Source organism: Cobetia sp. cqz5-12 (assembly GCF_016495405.1).
Classification (GTDB): Bacteria; Pseudomonadota; Gammaproteobacteria; order Pseudomonadales; family Halomonadaceae; genus Cobetia.
Genome location: NZ_CP044522.1, coordinates 2,031,667 through 2,057,464, shown reverse-complemented (window position 1 = coordinate 2,057,464; position 25,798 = coordinate 2,031,667). Strand labels below are relative to the sequence as shown.

The following is a 25,798-nucleotide window of genomic DNA, read 5'->3' as shown; positions in this document are numbered from 1 at the left end:
AACTCCCAAAAATGTCGAACATGCCCGGGCGAGGCTTGCCTGGCCGGTCATGCAGGGTCTTGTCATGGAGAATGATGCGTCGCGGCGCACCACCACCTTCGTCTTATGCGTTTGACGTATACGGCAGCGTTGAATGGCATTGGCCGCCGAGGGGCTGCGCTGGTTACCCTTGTCCACCTAGCCGCCATTCAAGCGCCACAGTGTACTTCAGCCAGGAGTTCCGCCCAAGTGAACCATCTCTCGGAAACCCCCATCGCCGCCAATGCCACCCCGGCAACTTCCGCGCCGGCCGACTTGAGCCATGCCGAGCGTGAGGCACTGGCCAACGGCTTCCGACTTGAAAAGGATCTCCTCGGGCGCGAGCCGGTGCCGGCTGACGCCTACTACGGTGTGCAGACCCAGCGCGCGCTGAACAACTTCCACCTGTCTGGCGTGCCGCTGTCGCACTTCCCGCGTCTCGTTGAAGGACTCGCGCTGGTCAAGGCCGCCGCCGCCGAAGCCAACCATGCGCTGGGCTATCTCGAGACACGCGAGCACGATGCCATCCAGCACGCCTGTGCGCGTCTGATGAATGGCGATCATCACGATCAGTTCGTGGTCGACATGATCCAGGGTGGTGCCGGCACCTCGACCAACATGAATGCCAACGAAGTGATCGCCAATCTTGGCCTGGAATTCCTCGGCTACGAGAAAGGAGATTACCAGCAGCTGCATCCCAACAATCACGTCAACATGGCGCAGTCCACCAACGACGCCTACCCGACCGCCATCCGTGTCGGCCTGCTGCGCAGCCACTCGATGCTGGTGGACGCGCTGAGCGAACTGGCCAATGCCTTCGCCACCAAGGCGCTGGAATTCGATGACGTGGTCAAGATGGGCCGCACCCAGCTGCAGGACGCGGTGCCGATGACGCTGGGCCAGGAATTCCGCGCCTTCGCCAACACCCTGCGTGAAGACGTCGACCGCATCGCCAACCTCAATGAGTTGCTCAAGGAGGTCAATCTGGGCGGGACCGCGATCGGCACCGGCATCAATGCCGACCCGCGCTACAGCGCACTGGCGATCGAGGCACTGGCGCGGCGTTCCGGCATCGACTTCCGCCCGGCGTCAGACCTGGTCGAGGCGACCAGCGACATGGGTGCCTTCGTGCTGTTCCACGGCATGCTCAAGCGGCTGGCGGTCAAGCTGTCCAAGATCTGCAACGATCTGCGCCTGCTGTCCTCCGGCCCGCGCACCGGCTTCAACGAGATCAACCTGCCGCCACAGCAGCCGGGCAGCTCGATCATGCCGGGCAAGGTCAACCCGGTGATTCCGGAAGCCGTCAATCAGGTCGCCTTCGATGTCATCGGCAACGACACCGCGCTGACCATGGCCGCTGAAGCCGGCCAGCTGCAGCTCAATGTGATGGAGCCGCTGATCGCCTACAAGCTGCTCGACTCCATCCGCCAGCTGAGCCGCGCCATGACCATGCTCAAGAATCGCTGCGTGATCGGCATCACCGCCAACCGCGATCGCTGTGCCGAGCTGGTCAACAACTCCATCGGCCTGATCACCGCGCTCAATCCGTATATCGGCTATGACAACGCCACCCGCATCGCCAAAGAAGCCCTGGTCAGCGGTCGCAGCGTGCTGGAACTGGTGCGCGAGGAAGGCCTGCTGGATGAAGCGCGCCTGGAGGCACTGCTGTCCCCGCAGGCCATGACGCGCCCGCGCCAGATGAAGGACTGAGTGGTCCTGGGAACCTGAAAGCAGCTCGATAGCATGTCATTGATGAAACCCGCCCGAGCAATTGCTCAGGCGGGTTTTTGTTTGGGTTACACAGCACGCGGATCCCGAGGATAGAAACGTTCGGGTTGCGCCTCGATATGATCGAAATGCTTGGTGTTCTTGTAGGGCATCTTCATGAAGCCGGAAATTCCCAGCCCTAAGATCAGCGGCACGGCATCCAGAATCTCCGCCAGCAGACGCGCGAATTCCTGCTCGCGCGAGGGATCCAGCAGCCGGTAATAACTGTGAATCTTGAGGTGGTGTGGCAGGGCTTCGAAGATCAGCATGCCGGTGTGGTGGATGGCATTGAGTGACTCCAGTGCCTTCAATATCTCCTCGGGCAGCACCAGCAGTTCCTCAGGGTCCGGGCCATCCTCGAAGTAGGAATGCACACGCGAGTCATCCTCAAGCTCCGGCACCGCGCTGACCTCATAGCTCAAGCGAGGTCCGGCCTCCCCGTCTGCCGTTGACGCAAAGACAAAGGCGGCTTCCGGGTCTTCCCGCTCCAGGTGCAGGGTATCGCGAGCATTGAACAGACACGCCTTGAACACGCCCTGGCGATAGATGGCACGCGCCAGAGCAACCATGTTGTTGATCGCGACGACAAAGGCGGCCTTCAAGGCAGGGTCATGCAGGTGCAGCGCAGTATCCACGAAGATGCCCTGTGGCTCCCAGCGAATCGCCAGACCGCCAACGATCGGGTATTTGCCCAGACGACTGACCGCGGCCAGGAAGGCTTTTTCGGTGCCGCCCATGCCTTGCATGAAGTTCTTGTAGTAACGATCCAGCTGGACATCATTGACGGCGTCCAGCGCGTTGCCAGCATGTTCGACGGTCTCGTCCGCCTCGAAGGCCTCACGCAGGAAGGATTTGCGTGAGGTATAGACGACCGTGTCGATCTCGCGCATCGCCGGCCTTACCCAGACCGGCAGCAGAGACTGTGGCGGTTCTAGAGGCAATTCCGGCATCACCAGACGCGAGATCCTGCTCATCTCGCGCAGGAAGTAGTCGCCGGCCTGCATGCGCAGCTGCGGGTCATCCGCCAGCATGCCATCGAGTAGACGCGCGAATTCCCGCGGCAACCCCAGCGACACCGCCGGAATGGCGCGCACGCCGAAGCGACACGACTGACCAGAAGCCAGCGCATAGAGTGTCGCGGCCACGCCCTGCTCATCGAAGCGCGGCGAGGACAGCGCACCATTGAGCTGCTCCTCACCGATGAAATAGACATCGCCCAGACGCGCATTGGTCTGCTGCAGATTATCCGACATCAGCTGCATCACGTTGGTGGTGATGAATTGCTGATGCTCATCGAGCTGAGCGAACACCGAACTGCCCCAGTCGATCAATGCCACCTGTTCCCGCTCGACATCGAAGACCAGATTCGACGGCTTGATATCACCATGCACGACCGGTGGCGTAACCGCTCCCATCGATGACCCGCGCAGCGACTTGAGAATATCGGCCAGCTGACTGGCGATCTTGACCACCAGTCGCGGCGACATGCGCCCGTGACGCAGCGAATATTCCTCGAGATTGATGCCCGGCGCGCGCTGCATGACCAGAATCGACTGCCGCCGTACCCGCTGATAACTGACCAGACGCGGAATCAGCGGGTGGGCGACCTGGTCGAGCATATAGGCCTCTTCCTCCAGGCGGTCCTGCAGTGCCTGGGGCAGGGTCACCCGCGTGAACTTGAAGACATGCTCTTCAGGTATGCGCCGGTCTTCGCCAGGACGCCAGCCCGCGAACACGAAACCGTAGGCGCCCTTGCCGACCAGATGGATATCCCGGTAGCCCAGCCCCTCGAGCTGAGCGATGCACAGCGCCACCCAGTCCTTGAGTTTCTTGGCATCATGATGCGAGAGCAGATAGATCGACTGCTCTTCCGGGATATAGAACTGTTGCAGGCGCTCGTGGGCGCGCGCATCACTCATGCAGGATGCTCTCTAGCCGGGGCCCTTGGAGCAAGCAGCGCGTCATGACAGCGACAGCAGCATTTCGTCAGGGTGCTCGAGATAGTGCTTCCACAGATTGCTGAAGCGCGCGATGGTCCCGCCGTCGATGATGCGATGATCCCCCGCCCAGGTGATGGTCATGATGTCACGCGCACAGACATTGCCCTCGCTATCGAAGCGCGGCAGACGCTGAGTGCGCCCCAGCGCGACGATGGCGACCTCCGGCTGGTTGATGATCGGCGCGGCGTAGGTGCCGCCCAGCGCCCCGATATTGGAGATCGACAAGGTGCCGCCCTTGAGGTCTGCCTGTGCAACGCGCCCGCTGCGTGCAGCTTCGGTCAGCCGCCCGACCTCCCGCGCGATCTCGAGAATGCTCAGACGTTCGACGCCCTTCACGTTCGGTACCATCAGCCCGCTGGCGCTGTCCACTGCCATGCCGATGTTGCAGCTCCCCTGATAGAGAATCTCGCTCTCATCCTCACTGAGGCGTGCATTGAGAATCGGCTCCTCGATCACCGCCAGCGCCATGGCCTTCATGATGAACGGCATCAAGGTCAGGCGAATGCCCTGCTGCTGGGCGCGCGCCTTGAGGCGTGCCCGCAGCGCCAGCAGGTCGGTGATATCGAGCTCATCGCCGTAATGGAAATGCGGGATCTGCGTGCTGGCCTGCACCATACGCCTGGCCATTACCGCGGCGACCCCCTTGAGCGGTACCGCTTTCGACTCAAGTCGTGACGATCGCACCTCGTCACTGGCCACGTCACTGGCCACAGCACACGCTTCGGCAGCTGCCTTGTCGGTCTCGACGGCCGCGCCGACCTTGTGAGAGTCATCAGGTGTCACGTCAGTCTCGTGAGCCTCGGATTGCTTGAGATATGCCAGCACGTCTTCCTTCAGCACCCGGCCGTTACGCCCCGAGCCTGCAATGGCCTGGATATCGAGCTGATGCTCGCGCAATAGGCGGCGCACGGCTGGGGTCGCGGGTATGCGAGGCCGGCTCTCCTCGTGACGCCCGTCTTGCCCACTCTTGTCGTCGCTCTTGTCGTCGCCCTCCTGCCGGTGCTCCGCCAGAAGCTCTGGCTGAGCCTGTTTGCGTTCAGACGAGGTGACGTCGCTCTCTGTGCTCTCAGTGCTTTCAGCCTCTGCCTCTTCATCAGGCACATAGGCATACAGCGGCGTATGCACTCGGGCATTTTCGCCCTGAGCATAATGGAAGCGCACGATACGCCCGGGCTCCGAGGCGGTGATCTCGACCAGCGCCTTGTCGGTCATCACATCGACGATCGTCTGGTCTTCTTCCACCGTGTCGCCTTCCGCGACGTGCCAGGTGACGACCTCACATTCGACGATGCCTTCGCCGATATCCGGCAGGATGAAATCACGTGAGCGCCGCTCAAGGGTCGCGGCTGTCTGTGAGGCAGTTGCCCCAGTACCGGCTGACTTAGAAGCTGACGCAGCGACATTCGACTGACGGCTGGACACCTGGCTGGCGGCTGACTGAGCCTGTGCCGTCGAGCGAGCAGGCGCTGCAACCGTCACGACATCGCCGACGGGGTCATCCTCACGCGTGTCTTCTCGGTGCTTCTCACTATCATCGTCGCTGCCAAGGCCATCATCCACTGCGAACAGTGGCGCATGGACACGGGCAATCTCGCCCTCCTGACAGTAGAGCTTGATCACGGTACCGGCGTGGGGCGCGGGGATTTCCACCAACGCCTTGTCTGTCATGACCTCGGCCACCGGCTGATCTTCCTCGATCACGTCGCCTTCCTTGATCAACCATTTGACCAGCTCGCACTCGACGATGCCTTCGCCGATATCGGGCAGGATGAAATCATTCATGGCGCGCATCACTCCCTGTCATCAGTAATTCAAGCTTTGCTTGATGGCCTCGTAGATCTTGAGCTCGTCCGGCAGATGCTCCTTCTCGAGCACCAGCGGGAACGGCGTATCAAGGCCTGTGACGCGTCGGATCGGCGCCTCGAGATACAAAAAGCAACGCTCCTGCACGGTGGCAGCAATCTCGCTGGCAAAGCCGCCCGTCAGCGGCGCTTCATGACTGACCACCAGACGCCCCGTCTTGAGCACCGAGTCACACACCGTCTCGATGTCCCAGGGCAGAATGCTGCGCAGGTCGATGATCTCGCAGTCGATGCCATCCTGCTCGGCAAGGGCAGCGGCCTTCTCGATGACCTCCATCTGAGCACCCCAGCCAAGCAGCGTGATATCGCGACCTTCACGAATGACGTCGGCCACCCCCAAGGGCAGTTCGTAATCGGCTTCTGGCACCTCGCCCACCGAGGCGCGATAGAGCCGCTTGGGCTCCATGAACAGCACCGGGTTGGGGTCGCGAATCGCCGCCAGCAAGAGGCCCTTGGCCTGATGAGGGTTGCGTGGCATCACGATCTTGAGGCCCGGGGTATGAGCGAAATAAGCCTCGGGCGACTGGGAGTGATAAAGCCCGCCTGCGATGCCACCACCATAGGGCGTGCGAATCGTCAGGCCGCCGACATCGAACAGATCACCGGAGCGATAGCGGAACTTGGCCGCCTCGTTCACGATCTGGTCAAAGGCGGGGAAGATGTAGTCGGCGAACTGGATCTCGGCCACCGGCGTCGAGCCCTGCGCCGCCAGACCGTTGGCGAACCCGATGATTCCCTGCTCGGTGAGTGGCGTATTGAAGCAGCGCTCTCGCCCGTATTTGTCCTGCAGGTGGCTGGTAGCCCGGAAGACGCCGCCGAATACCCCGACGTCCTCCCCGAACAACACCACACGGGGATTGGCGGCCATGGCGATATCCAGCGCATTGTTGATCGCCTGCAGCATGTTCATCTGTTTCTTGCCCGAGCCCGAGGCTGCTGCATTCTTGCTGCCAGTTGCGGCAGACACTTCTTGCGCAGCTGAACCCGCCGCAGCTGAGTCTGTCACTGGCGTTTTCTCCAACGGCTGTTCACTCATCTGCTCGTTCATGATGTCTGGCCTCCATCCACAGGCTGATGGCTTTCCACAAGCTGATGGCCCTCAACAGGCTTAGGGCTCTGCATTCGCTGCAGGCGTTCCTGATGCGCCTTGCGGCTGTCTTCCAGCTCCTGCGCGGTGAACCCCATGCTGGCAGCGCCCTTGGGATAAGCATGCGGATACTTGCGAATATGCTGTTTCACGTCTTCCAGCTGCTGTTTGAGCAACGGCGTCGGCGTGTCGTAGACATCAGTGATCAGCGTATCCAGCGCCGGTGGCGCCAGTTTCTCGGCACGCTTCATGGACTCAAGCACTTCACGACGCAGTTGATCGCCAGTGGCCTTTTCCTCCTCCTCACTCCACCAGCCTTGCGCCTCCAGCCAGTTGCGCATGCGCAGGATGGGGTCCTTGTCGCGCCAGATGGCCTCCTCCTTCTTGCTGCGATACCCGGAGGGATCATCCGAGGAGGAATGCGCCGCCAGACGGTAGGTCATCGCCTCGATCAATACCGGCTGATGGGTCTCGACCGCGATCTTGCGCGCCGCCAGGGTGGCTTCGTAGACGGCGATCACGTCATTGCCATCCACTCGGATGCTTTGCATGTGATAACCGAAGGCGCGTGGCGCGATGCCATCGGCGGCGAATTGCTCGCATGACGGGGTGGAAATGGCATAGCCATTGTTGCGACACAGGAAGATACATGGCACCCGATGCACCGAGGCCATGTTGAGAGCGGCATGGAAATCACCCTCAGACGCCGCCCCTTCACCGAAGATGGTGATGGTGCACTGCCCCTTGCCCGCCAGTTTCTGGCCATAGGCATAGCCGGTCGCCTGGGGAATCTGGGTCGCCAGCGGCGAAGAGATGGTCATGTAGTGCAGGTCACGCGACCCATAGTGAATCGGCATCTGACGGCCCTTGCCGTAGTCGCGCTCGTTGCCGAACATCTGGTTCATGAATTCGTCACAGCTGAAGCCACGCCAGGCAAGCGCACCCTGCTCACGGTATTGCGCCATGATCATGTCATCGTCTTCCAGTGCTGCCGCACTGCCGATCACCGTGGCTTCCTCGCCGGTGCATTGCATATAGAAGCTCAAGCGCCCCTGACGCTGAGCGGCCAACATGCGTTCATCCAGCACCCGGGTGAACAGCATCGTCCGGTAGATCTTGAGTGCCTTCTCTCGCTCGATCGGATCGCGCTCGATGGATGTAGTGTCCTGCGACTGGCCTCCCCGGGCATCGTCACTCTGCCTTTGTGCCGCATCGACAGGATAAAGGGTGCCATCCTGACGCAGGCGCTTGAAGATCGGGATGCAGAGCTCATCGCCGGTCATGAAGGCCAGATGATGCAGCACCGTCGGCCCCTGCGGCGCGATCTGGTCTGCCGTCGGCAGGGCGGTCAGGTCATTGAGCTCTTGTTGTGAGCCATCAGGCGGCGCGGTCCCCGGGGATACGGGTCCGCGTGTTGTTGTATCGGACATGCTCAGCGTCCTCTCTTACCGATCAGGCGTTTGAGGGATTACCCAGCCCTCGTGAGGCCGGGCAGGCAATGGCGAACTTTCAGAATTACCGAAGCGAAAGCTGTCGATTCGGCAATGACAACAGTGCCTACCATCAGACTAGTGGAAAGTCGCTCTGGGAGCCTAACAGTTGACGTTAACGTCAAGGTAACGCAAAGACAGACGATATGCCTGCCTGGCAACTACTTCTTTGGTGGAACTTTTTGCAGCATGAGCTCATGCGCGTTAGGCATGGAAAGCTGAATTCGCGTGAAAGGACGCTTTTTTGCGACTAAAGGTGCAGAGGGTGAGTGCAGGCTGACTGTTAATCTTCCCGCACCAAAAAAGTGCTTAATGCAGTGCGCAATCGTGACAAGGCATCGAGACGACAGACTCGGGCGCGCCCTGAGCATCATCAGCGATGATCATCGCTAGACACCTAAGGACAGTTTTATGAGTGATTCCTCCCGCCCTAACCTGTGGCGCCGTTTGCCGTTGTGGCAGAAGATCCTGGGCGGCCTCGCCTTGGGGATACTCGCTGGCGCCCTGATGGGCGAAAGTGCCAGCATGTTCAAGCCGCTGGGCGATATCTTCATCAATGCGATCAAGATGCTGATCGTGCCGCTGGTCTTCAGCACCCTGGTGGTCGGTATCACCTCGATGCGTGACCCGCAGAAGATGGGCCGCATCGGCGGCAAGACCATCGCCCTCTACCTGCTGACGACCGCCTTCGCGATCGCCATCGGCATGCTGGCCTCCAGCATCTTCCAGCCAGGTGCCGGCTTCGAGTTCAACTTCGACAAGGCGATGGAAACCAAGGACGCTCCTTCGCTGGTGCAGATTCTGGTCGACCTGGTGCCGAGCAACCCGATCGATGCGCTGGCCAATGGCAACATCATGCAGATCATCGTCTTCGCCATCGGGATCGGCATCTCGCTGATCATGATCGGCGACAAGGGCGAGCCGGTCGTGCGCGTCTTCGATAGTTTCGCCGAAGTGATGTACAAGCTGACCGAATTCGTGATGGCCTTCGCGCCGTTCGGTGTCTTCGGCCTGATGGCGCATGTCTCCGGCAACTACGGCCTTGATGTACTGCTGCCGTTGGCCAAGGTGATCGGCGTGGCGTATCTGGCGAGCATCGTGCACGTACTGGTGGTCTACTCCGGCCTGCTGGCGACACTGGGCAAGCTGAATCCGGTGCGCTATCTGCGTGGTATCGTCGATGCGCTGGTCGTGGCCTTCTCCTCGGCCTCCAGCTCCGGCACCCTGCCGATCTCCATCCGCTGCGCCCAGAAGAACCTCGGCGTCTCGGAAGGTGTCTCCGGTTTCGTGCTGCCGGTCGGCGCGACCATCAACATGGATGGCACCGCCATCTACCAGGGCGTGGTGGCACTGTTCATCGCCCAGATGACCGGCATCGAGCTGTCGATGATGGATTACGGCATGATCGTGCTGACTGGTACGCTGGCCTCCATCGGTACCGCCGGTGTGCCGGGCGCCGGTCTGATCATGCTCTCCATCGTGCTGAGTCAGGTAGGCCTGCCGCTGGAAGCCATCGCGGTGATCGCCGGCATCGACCGTATCCTCGACATGGCGCGTACCACCGTGAATGTCGCGGGCGACCTGATGGTCACCACCCTGGTCGGCAAGTCCGAGAACGAGCTGGACCTCGAGGTCTACAACGCGACCCAGCAGAAGAAAGACGCCTGACAGTAGGCGCTCTCACAAGCGCCCACTCTTGAAACACGAACGCCCCGCTCATTGAGCGGGGCGTTCGTGTTTCAAGGACCGTGTTTCAGGGCTGTGTTGACGGCCTGCGTTTACGGTTCATTTCTTCGATCCGGGTTTCAGGCTGACATGAACAGGGAGAAATCAAAGCCAAGGTCAGGCAGATTCCGGCGGCGAGTCGCGCAGCTCACGTCTGAGCACCTTGCCGACATTGGTCTTGGGTAGCTCATCAATGAAGACCACCTGACGCGGCACCTTGTAGCTGGCCAGTTCCTTGCGCGACCAGTCTCGCAGCGCGTCCGCCTCGAGCTCTGCGCCGTCCTTGAGCACGACATACAGCTTGATCGCCTCACCACTGCGCTCGTCCACCACCGAGACGGCGGCAGCCTCAAGCACGTCCGGGTGACGCACGATGACGTCCTCGACCTCATTGGGATACACGTTGAAGCCGGAGACGATGATCATGTCCTTCTTGCGATCGACGATGCGCATATAGCCATCGTCCTGGAAGACCGCGATATCACCGGTGCGCAGGAAGCCATCGGCAGTGAAGCTGTCTTTCGTTGCCTGCTCACGCTGCCAGTAGCCCTTCATCACCTGCGGCCCCTTCACGCACAGCTCGCCCGGCTCCCCCATCGCGACCAGCGCACCCTCATCGTCATACAGGCGCACCTCGGTGGAGGGCATGGGCCGACCGATGGTGCCGAGCTGAATGGCATCCAGCGGGTTGAACGACACGATCGGTGAGGTCTCGGTCATGCCGTAGCCCTCGGAGATATCACTGCCGGTGATCCGCTTCCACTCTTCTGCCGCCTTGCGCGTCAGCGCCACGCCCCCCGAGGTCGTGATCTTGAGCTTCGAGAAGTCCAGTGCCTGGAAGCCGGGATTGTTGCACAGCGCCACGAACAGCGTATTGAGACCGACGAACATCGTGAAGTCGTGCTTTTGCAGCGTCTTGACGAAGCCCGGGATATCGCGCGGATTGGGGATCAACAGGGTGTGATTGCCTTCACTGAGCATGCAGGCCATATGAATGGTGAAGGCGTAGATGTGATAGAGCGGCAGCGGCGCCACCAGCGTCTCATGGCCCGGGTTCAAGCCCTGCGTCAGGGCCATCTTGCCTTGCAGCATGTTGGCGAGCAGGTTGCGGTGGGTCAGCATCGCGCCCTTGGCGACCCCGGTGGTGCCGCCGGTGTACTGCAGCACAGCGACATCATCGAGTGCCAGTGTCGGCCGCTCCCAGCGCTCGGCCTTGCCCTGCGAGATGGCCGTGCGCAGCGCAATGGCATCGGGCAGGTGGTAACTCGGCACCAGTTTCTTGACGTGCTTGACCACGGTGTTGATCAATAGCCGCTTGAAGGCCGGGTGCATGTCGCCCAACTCACAGACCAGCACGTACTCGAGGCCAGTGCGCTCCCGCACGCGTTCGACCTTGTCCGCCATGTTGGCCAGCACCACCAACGCCCGTGCGCCGGAATCATTGAACTGATGCTCCATCTCACGTTCGGTATACAGCGGATTGGTATTCACCAGCACCAGGCCTGCTCGCAGCACGGCGAAGGCGACCACCGGAAACATCAGCGTATTGGGCAGCTGGATGGCGACCCGATCGCCCGGCTTGAGGTCGGTCTCATGCTGGAACCAGTCCGCCAGCTGGCGACTGGTGGCATCCAGCTCCGCAAAGGTCATGGTGCGGTCCATGCAGGTAAAGGCAGGACGCTCGCCATGCGCCGAGCAGGCCTTCTCCAGCATGTCCATCAGGGAGTCGTAGCCGCTGAAATCCACCTCCTGAGAAGACCGTAGGCACGACATGCCGCTCATGTCGCCTGCCGCTGGCTGTGCTCTCGAAGCGTCGGGCGAGGCATCTGCCACGTGGGAAGGCGCTGTATTGGAATCGGCAGTGGTATCGCTAGTGGACTTGCCTGACTCATCGGGTCGAGCCGCTAGGGGATCATGCATGGCGTTGCTCCTTGATCAGTACGTGGGGCGCTCGGCGTCACTGCCCCCGCTACCTTGTTGTTGTAGACGTCGTTGCAAGACGTCGTCGCGAGACTACGTCGTAAGGCATCGTGGTGAGTTGCGTGGTGAGGCGCTGCTGGGGCTCCGTCGGGTGGGTGTCAGCCTGTGGGCTCTTCACTGTCGACAGCATAGCCGCAAACCCATGCTGCGCGCCGTTGGCGGAATCGATGGACCTGCCAGCATTGGAACATACGTACGTTTGATATTGCCTTGCGACCTTGGTGACATGCGCAGGCCTGCTCTGGAGCAGGAAAACAGCCCTGAGCCCATAAAGGTAAACAGCCCCGGTATAAAAGCCGGAAAATCGCTGACGTGGATGAACGAGACCTCACCTTCTCACCCGACAGCGAGAAACAACGAGGCCCCTGCCCAGGGGCAGAGGCCTCATGTCTTGCACACCAGACGCATACATCTGGCAAACGGCAACTCAAGAGAGGTCGCGGACCTCGTTCTCGATCATCTTGCGGATATGCTCTTCGTTCTCGATCATCGATTCACCGTCCTCGCGCAGCGATTTCAACAACCCGATCATCATGGCGATCAATACGAAGGTGAACGGCAAGGCGCCGGCGATCGAGGCAGCCTGCAGGGACTTGAGCGCCTGATCTCCCCCCAGCAACAGCAGGATCAAGGTCACGGCGCCCAGCATCATGCCCCAGATGATGCGTTGCTGAACCGGAGGACGACGACCGAAGGCCAACAGGCGTCCCAGCACCAGGGTGCCGGAATCCGCAGACGTGACGAAGAAGATGATCACCACGACCAGCGCCGCCACCTTGGCTACGGTTGCGGCGATGCCGGGTGTGAGCACCTCGAACGAGTGGTAGAGGGTTCCGGCATAATCCCAGTTGGTGACCGCAGCCGTGTAGATGCCCATGTCGGCCCCGTACAGGGACTGGTAGATGCCCGCCGAGCCGATGACGCCGAACCAGACCAGCGCCACGATGGAGGGGATCACCATCACCCCGAGAATGAATTCACGGATGGTCCGGCCACGCGAGATACGGGCAATGAACATGCCGACGAAACCGGCCCAGGCGATCCACCAGCCCCAGTAGAAGATGGTCCATCCGCCCTGCCACACTCGCTCGTCCGGCGTGCGCGCCGTCCACAGTGTCATCGAGACCGCATCGGTGAGGTAATCCCCGAGCGCGGTGATGGAGCTCGCGATCAGATAGTTGGCATCGCTCACCAGCAGGAAGTAGGCCAGGATGCCCAGACATACCCAGGTATTGAAGGTGGAAAGCAGTTTGATGCCACGTGCCACGCCGCTGGTCGCTGACAGAGTGGCGATGGCACTGATCAGCACGATGGAGACCACGGTCACCATGCGCGACTTCTCTTCGATGAGACCCAGCGACATCAAGCCGGAGCCGATCTGCTCGACGCCCAGGCCGAGCGTGGTGGCGATGCCGAAGATGGTGCCGAATACGGTCAGGATATCGACGGTATGCCCGATGGGCCCGTAGATCCGGTTGCCGATCAGCGGATAGAGGGCCGAGCGCATCGAGAGCGGTAGCCCCTTGCGGAAGGCGAAATAGGCCAGTGACAGCCCGACGATGGCATACATGGCCCAGGCAATCGTCCCCCAGTGGAAGACGGTGAGCTTGATGCCACCGGCGGCCGCTTCCGCGACCCGGCTGTCAGGCACCGGGAAGCCTTCGTCCCCCGGCATGAGCCCACTTGCCAGAGCTGCCTGCTTGGCCTCGAAGAAGGCAGCGACAGCCGCCTTGATGTCAGCGCTCAGAAACGGATTGCCCCCGCTCCAGTCACTCGCGAAATGGATCATGGGCTCGGACATCGAGAAGAACAACATGCCCGCGCCGGTGCCGCAGCCGAACAGCATCGAGAACCAGGCAAAGTTGCTGAACTCGGGGCGTTCATCGTCACGCCCCAGCCGAATCTTGCCGACACGCGAACACATCACGTAAAGACAGACCACGAAGGTCGAGAACATGACCAGCACGTAGTACCAGCCCAGGGTGCTCTCTATCCAGGACTTGATGCCCAGAAACTGATCGCTGGCCGTCTTGCCCAACAGAATCGCATAGAGAATGAAGAACACGGTCATGGTGATTGCGGTGATACCGAGCGTCGAGTTGAGTCCCTTCAGGACACCTCGCTGCTCGATCAGTGCATCCAGTTCCTTTCCTTTCAGCATGTTTCTACCTCGTGACGGGTTTTTATTATCGTTTTCCATGACACCGGTATCGTTGTTCATCACAGAGGATACCGGGGCTCAGAGAACCTCAGGCGTCATGGAGACATTGCGGGCAGATCGCGTTCACCTTCGGTCAGTCATGGGCGAGAACCCTGGCAGGAGACACCACCACGGCATGTCATCTGGTCCCCGCCGGTATACGACTTTGTGGGAAGAATCCATGCTAGAGGGCCCCCGCTTGCGAGACAAATAAGATCTCGACGTCGTCTGGATAAGCAGAGCTAATGCCTGAGCTGAGAAAACGAGACTTCAGGTCGCGGCGTCTCTCGACAGATGCACTTTCCATTCCACCTAAACCAGCCTGTCTTATCCAGACAGACAAAAGCCCCTGCGGATCTCTCCGCAAGGGGCTTTCGTGTCATGACGACGCGTGAAGCAATACTGACTGCCCGCTCAGATCATTGACCGACGGACTGGCTCAGGCGCAGCTGGTGCAGGTAGTGCATATGGCGCTCGTACTGCTCCAGCAGGTCATTGATGACCTGGTCCTTGCTGTAGCCCATCAGATCATAGGACTGGCCGCCTTCCTTGAGGAAGACTTCGGCACGACAGTAATCCTCTTCATCCCCTTCGTCTTCCTGATCCAGATTGAGGTCCGGGCGCAGGTGAGAACGAATGCGCACGCCGTAGATGAAGTCATCTTCCTCGCCATGACGCGCATTGAAGTAGACACGATCACGGCTGGTAGTGACTTCGACTTCCAGCCCCTGGGTGCGCAATTCTTCGGCCAGCTCCTGCATGCCCTGCGCAACGGTACCGCGCAAGAAGCCACGAACCATGGCACGCGTCGGGAAGCTCATCAGATGCTGGGCACGCTTGCGCCAGTTGCCCTTTTCGCCCATCGGGGTCGCGGCTGCGGTATTCACCGACAGCGAGCGGCGCTTGACCGACTCGAGATTGAGCTGACGCAGCAGCCCGAAGATCGCGGCCAGCAGGATCATCCCGAACGGCAGGGCCGTGGCGATGGTGGCCGTCTGCAGTGCGCCCAGCCCACCGGCCAGCATCAACACGATCGCCAGAATGCCCACCGCGAAGGCCCAGTAGATACGCTGCCAGGTCGGGGTGTCTTCACGACCACCGGAGGCCAGCATGTCGACCACCATCGAGCCGGAATCCGCCGAGGTGACGAAGAACACGATGACCATCACCAGCGCGATCACCGAGGTGATGGACGACAGCGGCAGCTGCTCGAGGAAGGTGAACAGAGCCAGCGAATAGTTGTCGTTGACGGTATCGACCAGCGCCGTGACGTTCTGCTCCAGAATCATCGAGATGGCGGTGTTGCCGAAGATGGTCATCCACAAAAGCGTGAAACCGGCCGGCACGAACAGCACGCCGATCACGAATTCCCGGATGGTACGGCCACGCGAGACACGCGCGATGAACATGCCGACGAACGGAGACCAGGACATCCACCAACCCCAGTACAGCAGCGTCCAGCCACCGATCCAGTCATTGGGTTCGTAGGCGTAGAGCTCGAAGGTCTTGCCGACGATATCCGCCATGTAGAAGCCGGAATTCTGGACGAACGCCTTGAGCAGGAAGGCCGTCGGACCGAGCAGCAGCACGAACAGCAACAGCACCACGGCGAGGCCGAGGTTGATCTCGGACAGGATGCGGATGCCCTTGTCCAGGCCGGTCACGACCGAGATGGTGGCAAGGCCGGTGATCACGACGATGATCGCGACCTGGGTCCAGTCATTGTTCGGCATGCCGGTCAGGTGCGAGAGTCCGGCATTGACCTGTGCCACGCCGTAGCCCAGCGTGGTGGCGACACCACAGACGGTGCCGACGATGGCGAAGATGTCCACCGCGTGGCCGATGGGGCCGTAGATGCGCTTGCCGATCAGAGGATACAAGGCACTGCGCAGCGTCAACGGCAGGTCATGGCGATAGCTGAAGTAGGCCAGGATCAACGCGACGATGGCGTAGATCGACCAGGCATGCAGCCCCCAGTGGAAGAAGGTCAGCTTCATCGCTTCACGCGCGGTCTCGACCTGCTCCGGGGTGCCCGTCGGTGGATTGAGGAAATGCATCACGGGTTCTGCCACGCCGAAGAACATCAGGCCGATGCCCATGCCCGCCGAGAACAGCATCGCGAACCAGGTGACATTGCTGTAGTCCGGCAGTGAGTGGTCCGGCCCCAGACGAATCTCGCCGTGACGTGAGAAGCCGACATACACCACCGAGATCAGCACGATGGCCACACACAGGATGTAGAACCAGCTCACGGTATTGGTGATCCAATGCTGGACCGATTCAAACACCGACATGGCCGTGTCCGAGAACACCGCGGTGAAGATCACCAATAACAGGATGATGGCATTCGCGCCGAAAAAGACCGGCGGGTTGACCTTGGCAAACAAGCCGGTGCGCGGCTCGGCACTGGCAGCTTCGCCACCGCCCGCTGCAGGGGTATTGCGCATGGAGATTTCCTTGTGAGTGTCCTGGAGAGACGCCGTGAGCTGTCTCGGCGCCCTGCTGGCAGACAACACTATAATGAAAAAACATGATCGGATTGCGCGCGGATAATATCACCTGATGCTGACATGACCAATGTCTTGTCCAACTACCGTCCAACTTCTCGGAACACACATGGCGCAGGATGCCATTTCTTTTCTTGATGCTTGCACGCTAGCACCCAACGTCATCGGCACACTCACATGCCATGCTGGTCACACAGGAGGAAACGCATGAGTCGCAATCATCATTCCGGCAAGGGCCCCCAGCGCGCGCTCGCGCTGTCTCTCGCCCTGTTGAGTGCCCTGCCGACCACGTCCGCCATGGCGGGCCCGGGGCATGGGCGCTTCGATGGGCCGGGTTACATAGGCCCCGACATCGTGATCGGGCATGGCGCCCCCGGCCGGCTGATCCGCTGGGCTCCGGGTGGCCCGGGGCACGGTCATGGCCTGCCCGCAGGGGCACGCGGTGTCTGGGTGGGCGCTACGCTTTACTTCCTGGCGGCAGGCACCTATTACCTGTGGGAAGAGAGCCAGCAGCAGTATCTACCCGTCCAGGCCCCCGCTCAGGCGACACTCACGGCCGCAGCGGTCGATGTCATCGCCTATCCCACCAAGGGCCAGAGCGAAGACCAGCAAGCGCGTGATCGCTATGAGTGCCATCGGTGGGCCAATCAACAGAGCGGTGCCGAAGCCAACTCTGCCGCGCCGCCCGTGACCGCCAGCAACGCAGACACCTATCGCCGCGCATTGAGTGCCTGCTTTACCGGTCGCGGTTACAGCGTGCAATAGTCCGCTTGAGCCATGAGCATGAAAAAGCCCCGCCAGTTCGCGATGATCGCGGCCTGGCAGGGCTTTGTTGTGTCTACTGTCGGGTTTCTGTTGTCTGATTTGACTGCTTGCGGAACTTGCTGCTCGCAGCGATCAGCCGCGTCGCTTCTGATGCCGTTCGCGGTTGTTGTCACGCGACGCGCGGGACTTGCGCAACATCACCAGCGTCGCCCCCAGCCCACCATGGCGCGGCGTGGCACTGCTCCAGGCCTGCACCTCAGGCATCTGCTCCAGCCAGTGCACCAGGTAGGCACGAATCAAGGCGGCATGCGATTCGCTGTCACGTCCCTTGCCATGAATCACCAGCAGGCAGCGCAACTCGTTGCGCCAGGCATCCTGAATGAAGCGATGCACCTCACGCCGACACTCGATGAGCGGACGACGCATCAGATTGAGCTGCGCCTCGGGTGGGTAGCCGCCTTGGCGCAAGCGCTCCAGCACACCGGTCTGGATGCCATCGCGGCGAAACTCGACCGGGTCGTGCGGCGAGAGATGCTCCACGTAGCTGTCGGACAGCCCGTCCAGCTCATTGCCCAAGTTCTTCTGCGCGTCTTCACGCCGTGCCAGCTGAGCCTCGCTGGGGCCCTTGCGGGCCGCGGTGACATCGGCGCGGTCCTTGCCGCGCGTCAGGGGAGCAACGCCTTGCATCTCACGACTGAACAGATCATCCGCCTCGGCACTGCTCAACTCACGGGCATGCGCCGCTGACATCATTGCAGGGGAAAAACGTGACATGGCACCCTCCAGTCTTCACCAGGACGTGTCAATTACGTGGAGCGCGTAGTCAAGGTCGACAAACGACGACGCCCCGAGACAGAGCATGCCTCGGGGCGTCGGTTCAGCTCAAGTCGCTGACGTGATTTCTTGCGTCATCACGCCTCAAGGACGGATCAATGCCCGGTCTTGAGCTGCTCCCAGTACTTCTGATAGATCGACAGCGCATCGCCGACATCGGTCTGGAATTCGCCGCGGGCGAGATCCTGCTGAGTCGGGAAGACCACCGGATTGTCACGCACTTCCGGGTCCATCATGTTCTTGGCCGCCAGGCTCGGCGTGGTGTAACCCACGTACTCGCTGATTTCCTTGCTGACTTCCGGGCTGATCAGATAATCGATGAACTGATAGGCCGCATCGACGTGACGCGCATTGGACGGAATCGCCATGGTATCCATCCACAGGATGATGCCTTCCTTGGGATAGACATACTCGACCGGCACGCCTTCCTGGTTGGCCTGATAGACCTCACCGTTCCAGATCAGACCGGCATCGACCTCGCCCTGCATGAAAGGCACGCGCGCCGCGTCGGAGTTGAAGGCGCGCACGTTGGGCATCAGCTGGGTCAGCTTCTCGTAGGCCGCCTTGATCTCGTCCGGGTCCGTGGTGTTGCCACTGAAGCCGAGGCTTGCCAGTGCGACATGGAAGACTTCGCGCATGTCGTTGGAGAGCAGCAGCTTGTCACGATACTTGTCGTTCCACAGATCGTTCCAGCTGGTCAGCGCGCCCTCTTCGACATAGTCCGGGTTGTAACCGATACCGGCGCTGCCCCACATGTAAGGCACGCTGTACTGGTTGCCCTTGTCGAAGTCACGATCGACCAGATTCGGGTCGAGGTCCTCGAAATGATCCAGCTTGCTGACATCCAGCTTCTGCAGCAGGCCTTCACGCGCCATCTTGTCGATGTAATAGGTCGACGGGAAGACGAGGTCGTAGCTGTTGTCGCTATCCAGCAGCTTGAGCTTGGCGTACATCGCTTCGTTGGAATCGAAGGTGGAGTAGACGACATCGATGCCGGTCTGCTCTTCGAAGCGCTCGATGACCTCATCGGGCATGTACTCGGTCCAGTTGTAGACGTAGAGGACCTTGTCGCTGTCATCCGCGGCCAGAACGGGGGCGGATGAGGCCACGGAAGCCAGGCTGACGGCAGCCATCAGGCCAGCGGCACGCAGCGGGAAACGGGTACCTTGCATGTTATTTTTTCTCCTTGAGCAACAACTGTGAAATCAACAGCAGACAGAGCGACAGCCCCAACAGCAGGGTTGCCAATGCATTCACTTCAGGTTTGAGCCCCAGTCGCACCATCGAGTAGATGCGCAGCGGCAGCACCTCGAAGGTCGGCCCGGTGACGAAGGTCGAGATCACCACATCATCCAGCGACAGGGTGAAGCTCAGCAGCCAGCCGGAGGCGATCGCCGGCATCAGCGCCGGTACCAGCACATGCCAGACGGCGCGGGCTTCACTGGCCCCCAGATCACGCGCCGCTTCCAGCAACTGCGGGTTGATGCCCGTCAGGCGGGAGTAGACGGTGATCACCACGAACGGCAGACAGAAGGTGGCGTGCGAGACCAGCAGCGAGAAATAGCCAAGCTGGATACCCAGCGCAATGAACAGCGCCAGGAAGGCGATCGCCATCACGATGTCGGGCATCATCATCACCGTGAACAGCATGCCATTGAGCAGTGGCTTGCCGCGGAAGCGATAGCGGTAAAGCGCGGTGGCCGTCAGCGTGCCGATCAGCGTCGCCAGCGTTGCCGCCGTCACCCCGAGCCACAGCGTATTGAGCGCGGCTTCCATCAGATTGCCATTGCCCAGCAGCTTGTCGTACCAGCGCAGGCTGAAGCCGCCCCACACGAAGGGGTTGCGTGAGTCATTGAACGAGATGCCGATCAACACCAGGATCGGCACATACAACAGCGTGAAGATCAGCGTCAGGTAACAGCGGCTGAACCAACGCAGCGCGGCGCTCGCCTTCATAGGGTCACCTCACGCTTGAAGAGCTTGACGCTGCGGTAATAGGCCAGCAGCAGGAACGCCATCACCAGCGTCAGCATCACGCTGATCGCCGCACCGAAGGTCCAGTTGTTGGCCTCCAGGAACTGGCCCTTGATGATGTTGCCGATCAGCGGGTGGCGCGAGCCGCCCAGCAGGTCCGAGACATAGAACATGCCCATCGCCGGCAGGAACACCAGCAGCACGCCCGCGATGATGCCAGGCATGGTCAGCGGCAGCACGATATGGCGGAAGGTGGCCAGGCCATTGGCGCCCAGGTCGCGGGCCGCCTCCAGCGTCGGGCGGCTCAACTGCTCGAAGACGGCATACAGCGGCAAAATCATGAACGGCAGCAGCATGTAGACCAGCCCCACGATCACCGCCTCCTCTGTGTACAGCAGGCGCAGCGGCGCATCGATCAGGCCGAGATTCATCAGCACATCGTTGAGCAGCCCGCGAGTCGCGATCAGCGTGCGCAGGGCATAGATGCGGATCAGCGAGTTGGTCCAGAACGGAATGATCACCAACAGCAGCAGCAAGGGCTGCAGGCGCGGGCTGGCCCGCGAGATCATCCACGCGAAGGGATAGCCGAGCAGCAGACAGATCAGGGTCGTGATCAGGCCGATCCATAGCGAATGGCCGAAGACGCTCAGATACACCGGACTGATCATCTGGCCATAGTTGGTCAGAAAGCCCTGCCACAGCGTGCTCAACGACAGCTCACCGCCCAGCAGCTGGCCGGTGTTTTCCGGCATCAGACTGACCAGCACCACCAGCAGAGTCGGGGCCAGCACCAGCACGATCAGCCAGCCCCAGATGACGGCCAGGGTGGCGGTCTTGAAGGGATTGCGCACCAGACTCATGCACCCACCCCCGTCACGGCCGGCGCATCATCGGGCAGAATGATCTCCCAGTCCGGCACCCAGCTGACGCGCACGCGCTCGCCGAGGCGGTAATCGAAGTCCGGATCATCCTCATCGAAGAACTCGCTGGCCAACAACTGCTGACCGCTGTCGAGCTCCAGCACCGTATCCAGCGTCATGCCCTTGTAGTTGCGCTCGATGACGCGCGCCGGGAAGCCTTCGCTGTCCTCGGCGCCCTTGAGTCGCATGTCTTCCGGGCGCAGCAGCACCTGCACCGCCTCTCCGCCCTGATAGGTGCGACCATGGCTGCTGAGTTCCAGCGTCTGACCGAGCAGCGTCAACTCGATGCGCCCGGCCGTTGCCGCCGGGCGCACGACCTGCGCCGCCAGCTGGTTGATCTCACCGACGAAGCGTGCCACGAACAGGGTGCTCGGCGACTCATAGACCTCACGCGGCGTGCCGATCTGCTCGATGCCGCCTTCGCGCATCACCACCACGCGATCGGACATCGACAGCGCCTCTTCCTGATCGTGGGTGACGAACACGAAGGTGATGCCCAGACGACGCTGCAGGCGCTTGAGCTCGTTCTGCATCTGCTTGCGCAGCTTGTAATCCAGCGCCGACAGCGGCTCATCCAGCAGCAGGACACGGGGACGCTTGACCACGGCGCGGGCGATCGCGACGCGCTGCTGCTGCCCGCCGGAGAGCTGGTCCGGGCGGCGGTCCGACAGATGGGCCAGCTGCACCATCTCCAGCGCTTCGCGCACCCGCTCGTGAATCTCGGTCTTGGCGACCTTCTCCATGCGCAGACCGAAGGCCACGTTGTCATAGAGGTTCATGTGCGGAAACAGCGCATAGCTCTGAAAGACGGTATTGACCGGGCGCTGGTGAGCGGGACGCTCATGCAAGGCCGTCGACTCGAGCGTGATGGTGCCGCTATCCGGCGATTCGAAGCCGGCGATCATTCTCAGCACGGTGGTCTTGCCGCAACCGGACGGGCCCAGCAGCGTGACGAACTCACCATCGTTCAAATCCAGGTCAAGGCTGTCCAACACCTTGCGATCACCAAAGGTCTTGGAAATGCCACGCAGCTTGACCAGCGGGGCCTTCTCAGGAGCAGAGCTTTTCATCGGCGGGTTGTCACCTCCAGCGGGCGCCGCGAACGGCACCCTCATGCATGTCAGGCGCGCCAGGGACTGGCACGCCACATCGTCAATTCCGTCGTGCCTGGCCACCGACAGGCAGCCAGCTATCGCATCGTCTCGCCTCTCCCGCTAGCGCAAGGATGGCTTCACACAGCGGGCAAGACGCCGTCGCCAGTCTGGCATGCGAACCTTTCACTTGCGTGTCTGCCCGGCGAGCAGCGCCAGCTGATCTATTTTGCTGATACCTCGCCCATGCCTTACTCATACCTCGCTCATACCTCGCCCTGGCTCGCCAGCGTGCAGGCCGAATTGCGGCCATACAGGCGAGCGGTTCCGGTTGATGCGCGAGAGACAAAGGAAAAGGCCCGAACAGGTGTCGGGCCTTTGCATTGACTTCAATCACTGGCGTCAGTCACTGGTGCCAGCCAGGCGTCATCACTTTCGCTAACGAGACAACGACATCAACATCCGCCTCAACCCTCGTCGGGGTGAGCAGACGGCACAGGGTGCGCATTCTGCCCATTCGGCTTCAGACTGTCACCTTGCAATCGCGTTCCAGTGCCGCTCAGGAAGTCGCAAGTTGCGGATCTTGTGAGTCTTTTTCCTCCCGAGTCATGGCCTCATCACCCACGTCACCGACACTGGGCAACACCTCTACCAGACCGCAGGTCATGCGTTCCTTCTCGGCGGCACGCGCACGCGCCAGCGCCTCACGCAGGGGTTCCAGACGCGGGTGCGGCGCTTCGCCCGCCTCGCCGGCCGGCAGTTCCCACGGCAAGGCGTGCGCCATCTCCCACAGGGTGTAATGACTGAGATCACGCCCGAGCACCCATTGGCCATCCTGGGTCTGGCTGGCAATGTTCTCGGCGATCAGCGGCTTGAGCACGCGACGATAACGACTGCCCAGCACTTCCGTGAGGCGATCATCGGACAGCGGCTCACCGCGCTCATGGGCATCCTTGAGCAGCATCACGGCACCGAGGGTCTGCCAGAACGGCGGCCAGCGATGCCAGTCTGCATTGGAGCGCTCACCCATCCAAGCCGCGACTTCTGCCCCCAGCAGCACGATGCACCAGGACAGGAACACCCACAGCAGGAAGAGCGGCACGGCTGCGAAGGCGCCATAGATGGCCTGATAGGATGGGAAGTGCGTCACGTAGAGCGAGAAGCCCGCCTTGGCCAGCTCCAGCGCCAGGGCCGTGGTCAGCGCGCCGACCGCGGCGTCACGCAGGCGAACCTTGCAGTTGGGCACCGCGGCATAGATGAAGGTGAAGGCCGCGGCGCTCAACAGCGGCGGCAACAGACGAAGCAGAAGAGCCTTGCCGCCCAGCATCTCGGCGGCCGAGTCGAAGAAGGACAGCGAGGTCAAGAAGGATGACAGCAAGAAGCCCGAGCCCAGCATCAGCGGCCCCAGCGTCAGAACGGCCCAGTACATCAGGAAGCTCGACAGTCCCTTGCGCCCTTCCGGCACCTGCCAGATGGCATTGAAGGCACCTTCGATGGTGATCATCATCATCACCGAGGTCACAAACAGGAAGATCAGACCGACCGAGGTCAGATTGCGCGCCTGACCGGAGAACTCGTTGAGATACTCGAGCACCGTGGCGCCGGTCGAAGGCAGAAACTGGGAGAACACCGTCGACTGCAGTTGATCGCCCACTCCGTCGAAACTCGGAATGACGGCAAACATCGCGTAGATGACCGTCATCAGTGGCACGATGGCGAACAGCGTCGTATAGGTCAGCGCCGACGCGGTCTTCTTGCCGTCGTGATAGTTGAAACGTGATACCAGCTTGAGGATGACGCCGATGGCGGGCATGACCCGCGAGGTCCCTGGCAGTTGTGGCATTCTTGTGCGCCCCTCTACAATGCGTGCCTGATTCATTAGCCACCGCCGGCCATGGCCAGTAGCGCTTGCGTGAAACTCATCACCTGTCCGGAAACGGAGACAGTCATGTCAATATTGAAACTCTACCATAACCCGCGCTGCTCCAAGTCACGGGAAACACTGGCGCTTTTGACCGCGCGTCTTGAGGGCGATGGATTCGAGACCGTTCGTTACCTGGAAGATCCCCTCGATCGTGAGCAGCTCGAGGCCCTGGCCGCCCGAGTGGAAGGCGGGGCGCGGGCTCTGACCCGCGAGAACGAAGCCGAGTGGAAGACACTGGGTCTGGTAGACCCCAGCGATGCGCAACGCCTTGACGCGATTGCCGCAACGCCAAAATTGATGCAGCGACCGATTCTCGATGATGGCAAGCGTGCTGTCATCGGCCGCCCGCCTGAAGATGTGCTGGTGCTGTTGAGCGACGCCTGATGACAGGGTGTGCTCACGCAAGCCCCCTGCTTGCCCCTTTCGATAGATTGTCATCCATTTGAGGAAGCTCATGTCCGCAACGCCCCCCGACGCGACGCCATACGTCCTCGTCCTCTATTACTCGCGACACGGTGCGACCCGTACCCTGGCCGAGCAGATTGCCGCCGGTATCGAGTCCATCAGCGGTGTCGAGGCGCGCCTGCGCCGAGTGCCCGAGATCTCGGCCACCTGCGAACAGACCGCGCCGGAAATCCCCGACAGCGGGGCCATGTATGTCGAGCTGGACGACCTGCGTCACTGTTCGGGCCTCGCGCTGGGCAGCCCGACTCGCTTCGGCAACATGGCGGCGCCGCTCAAGTACTTCCTGGACTCCACCAGTGAGCTGTGGATGAACGGCGCCTTGATCGACAAGCCTGCCACCGCCTTCAGTGCCTCAAGCTCTCTGCATGGCGGTCAGGAAACCACGCTGATCACCATGCTGATCCCGCTGCTGCATCATGGCATGGTGTATGCCGGTGTGCCCTACAGCGCCACCGAGTTGCTCGAGACCACCCAGGGCGGCACGCCCTACGGCACGACCCACGTCAGCGGCAAGCGTGGCGACAACGATGTCGATGACAACGAACAGCGCCTGGCACTGGCGCAAGGCAAGCGTATCGCTCGCCTGGCCCTGGCCATGCAACCTCTCAGGGAGACGAAATAGATGCGCGCCTGGCTTGAACGACTGGAACGTGAGCAGGGTCTCGATACGCTCGAAGCCAAGAGCCGTCGCGGTGTGATCGCAAGTTTCGCGGCCGTCGCCCTGCTGCTGCTGATCGGCGGTATTCAGCTGATGGCGCAGAGCGAGGACAATGGCCTGCTGCCGCTGCTGATCCGCCTGCTGCCCATCGCATTGTTTCTGCCCGCCATCATCACCCGCCGGGCACGAGGTCATGTCTGGCTGGCGTTCGTCAGCCTGCTCTACATCATGCAAGGCGTGATGCTGGCCGGTGTGCCTGGCCACGCCGTCATCGGTGTACTGGAAGCGCTGGCGGCGCTGGGGCTGTTCATTTCCAGCATGGCTTACGCCCGATTCCGCTCACGCAATCTCAAGCGCCAACCGCAGGCCTGATCAAGCCTTGATCTCTCCATTGCCCGCCCTTCTCGTCGCGCCCTGATCCACTAAAATAGGCGACTGGAATAGGCGACTAAAATAGCCAACGAGAATTGCCGACGAGATTGGCGGGTATCGGTTTGCCCACGGCGACTTGCCACAACCCCAGCGCTACCC

19 protein-coding genes are annotated in these 25,798 nt (G+C 61.3%); 6 read left to right on the top strand and 13 right to left on the bottom strand.

Annotated elements, in window-relative coordinates; genetic code table 11:
* The first annotated feature begins 318 nt into the window (after window positions 1–318).
* Window positions 319–1,728, top strand: a complete 1,410-nt coding sequence (locus tag F8A90_RS08705) for an aspartate ammonia-lyase (protein ID WP_225348134.1) — start codon at window positions 319–321, stop codon at window positions 1,726–1,728.
* Window positions 1,729–1,814: 86 nt separating this feature from the next.
* Here the strand turns inward: F8A90_RS08705 and F8A90_RS08700 are convergent, their stop codons facing one another.
* From F8A90_RS08700 to F8A90_RS08685, 4 genes are all read right to left on the bottom strand, one after another.
* On the bottom strand, window positions 1,815–3,704 hold the full coding sequence (locus tag F8A90_RS08700) for a protein kinase domain-containing protein (RefSeq protein WP_200019783.1): 1,890 nt from the start codon (window positions 3,702–3,704) through the stop codon (window positions 1,815–1,817).
* Window positions 3,705–3,746: 42 nt separating this feature from the next.
* Window positions 3,747–5,567 (bottom strand): dihydrolipoyllysine-residue acetyltransferase, encoded by a 1,821-nt coding sequence (locus tag F8A90_RS08695; RefSeq protein WP_200019782.1) that lies wholly within the window; start codon window positions 5,565–5,567, stop codon window positions 3,747–3,749.
* Between the two features lie 21 nt (window positions 5,568–5,588).
* Window positions 5,589–6,557: an alpha-ketoacid dehydrogenase subunit beta gene (locus F8A90_RS08690; protein WP_043333588.1), complete on the bottom strand. Its 969-nt coding sequence runs from the start codon at window positions 6,555–6,557 to the stop codon at window positions 5,589–5,591.
* Between the two features lie 134 nt (window positions 6,558–6,691).
* Window positions 6,692–8,017 carry a thiamine pyrophosphate-dependent dehydrogenase E1 component subunit alpha gene (locus F8A90_RS08685; protein ID WP_200019955.1) on the bottom strand — a complete coding sequence of 442 codons (1,326 nt, stop codon included), beginning with the start codon at window positions 8,015–8,017 and terminating at the stop codon, window positions 6,692–6,694.
* 618 nt (window positions 8,018–8,635) lie between these two features.
* Between F8A90_RS08685 and F8A90_RS08680 the strand changes: the two genes are divergently transcribed.
* Window positions 8,636–9,892 carry a dicarboxylate/amino acid:cation symporter gene (locus F8A90_RS08680; protein WP_200019781.1) on the top strand — a complete coding sequence of 419 codons (1,257 nt, stop codon included), beginning with the start codon at window positions 8,636–8,638 and terminating at the stop codon, window positions 9,890–9,892.
* A gap of 174 nt (window positions 9,893–10,066) precedes the next feature.
* Here the strand turns inward: F8A90_RS08680 and F8A90_RS08675 are convergent, their stop codons facing one another.
* The 3 genes from F8A90_RS08675 to F8A90_RS08665 form a co-directional block, all read right to left on the bottom strand.
* Window positions 10,067–11,731 carry an AMP-binding protein gene (locus tag F8A90_RS08675; RefSeq protein ID WP_200019954.1) on the bottom strand — a complete coding sequence of 555 codons (1,665 nt, stop codon included), beginning with the start codon at window positions 11,729–11,731 and terminating at the stop codon, window positions 10,067–10,069.
* Window positions 11,732–12,356: 625 nt separating this feature from the next.
* Window positions 12,357–14,090, bottom strand: a complete 1,734-nt coding sequence (locus F8A90_RS08670; RefSeq protein ID WP_200019780.1) for a BCCT family transporter — start codon at window positions 14,088–14,090, stop codon at window positions 12,357–12,359.
* A gap of 458 nt (window positions 14,091–14,548) precedes the next feature.
* Window positions 14,549–16,576 (bottom strand): BCCT family transporter, encoded by a 2,028-nt coding sequence (locus tag F8A90_RS08665; protein WP_166017893.1) that lies wholly within the window; start codon window positions 16,574–16,576, stop codon window positions 14,549–14,551.
* Window positions 16,577–16,843: 267 nt separating this feature from the next.
* On the opposite strand from F8A90_RS08665, the gene F8A90_RS08660 reads away from it, so the two are divergent.
* Complete coding sequence (locus F8A90_RS08660; RefSeq protein ID WP_200019779.1) at window positions 16,844–17,401, top strand: hypothetical protein; 558 nt, start codon at window positions 16,844–16,846, stop codon at window positions 17,399–17,401.
* Window positions 17,402–17,533: 132 nt separating this feature from the next.
* Here F8A90_RS08660 and smrA read toward each other — a convergent pair whose 3' ends face one another.
* The 6 genes from smrA to F8A90_RS08630 form a co-directional block, all read right to left on the bottom strand.
* Window positions 17,534–18,175 carry a DNA endonuclease SmrA gene (gene smrA / locus F8A90_RS08655; RefSeq protein ID WP_233593614.1) on the bottom strand — a complete coding sequence of 214 codons (642 nt, stop codon included), beginning with the start codon at window positions 18,173–18,175 and terminating at the stop codon, window positions 17,534–17,536.
* Window positions 18,176–18,330: 155 nt separating this feature from the next.
* Window positions 18,331–19,407, bottom strand: coding sequence for an extracellular solute-binding protein (locus tag F8A90_RS08650; protein WP_200019778.1), 1,077 nt, complete (start codon window positions 19,405–19,407; stop codon window positions 18,331–18,333).
* A gap of 1 nt (window position 19,408) precedes the next feature.
* Window positions 19,409–20,191, bottom strand: a complete 783-nt coding sequence (gene potC / locus F8A90_RS08645) for a spermidine/putrescine ABC transporter permease PotC (protein WP_043333579.1) — start codon at window positions 20,189–20,191, stop codon at window positions 19,409–19,411.
* Window positions 20,188–21,069: a spermidine/putrescine ABC transporter permease PotB gene (gene potB / locus F8A90_RS08640; RefSeq protein WP_200019777.1), complete on the bottom strand. Its 882-nt coding sequence runs from the start codon at window positions 21,067–21,069 to the stop codon at window positions 20,188–20,190. The genes potC and potB overlap by 4 nt, the downstream gene beginning before the upstream one ends.
* Window positions 21,066–22,199 (bottom strand): spermidine/putrescine ABC transporter ATP-binding protein PotA, encoded by a 1,134-nt coding sequence (potA, locus tag F8A90_RS08635; RefSeq protein WP_200019776.1) that lies wholly within the window; start codon window positions 22,197–22,199, stop codon window positions 21,066–21,068. Before potA ends, potB begins: the two co-directional genes overlap by 4 nt.
* A gap of 580 nt (window positions 22,200–22,779) precedes the next feature.
* Entirely contained in the window at window positions 22,780–24,063 is a 1,284-nt protein-coding gene (locus tag F8A90_RS08630; protein ID WP_200019775.1) for a YihY family inner membrane protein, read from the bottom strand.
* A gap of 105 nt (window positions 24,064–24,168) precedes the next feature.
* Here F8A90_RS08630 and F8A90_RS08625 point away from each other — a divergent pair, with 105 nt between their 5' ends.
* The 3 genes from F8A90_RS08625 to F8A90_RS08615 all read left to right on the top strand — a co-directional run bounded on the left by F8A90_RS08625 (window position 24,169) and on the right by F8A90_RS08615 (window position 25,639).
* Window positions 24,169–24,528, top strand: a complete 360-nt coding sequence (locus tag F8A90_RS08625; RefSeq protein WP_166017883.1) for an arsenate reductase family protein — start codon at window positions 24,169–24,171, stop codon at window positions 24,526–24,528.
* Between the two features lie 70 nt (window positions 24,529–24,598).
* Window positions 24,599–25,231, top strand: coding sequence for an NAD(P)H:quinone oxidoreductase (wrbA, locus tag F8A90_RS08620; protein WP_200019774.1), 633 nt, complete (start codon window positions 24,599–24,601; stop codon window positions 25,229–25,231).
* Window positions 25,232–25,639, top strand: coding sequence for a DUF2069 domain-containing protein (locus F8A90_RS08615; protein ID WP_166017879.1), 408 nt, complete (start codon window positions 25,232–25,234; stop codon window positions 25,637–25,639). It begins immediately after the preceding gene.
* The last annotated feature ends 159 nt before the right edge of the window (window positions 25,640–25,798 follow it).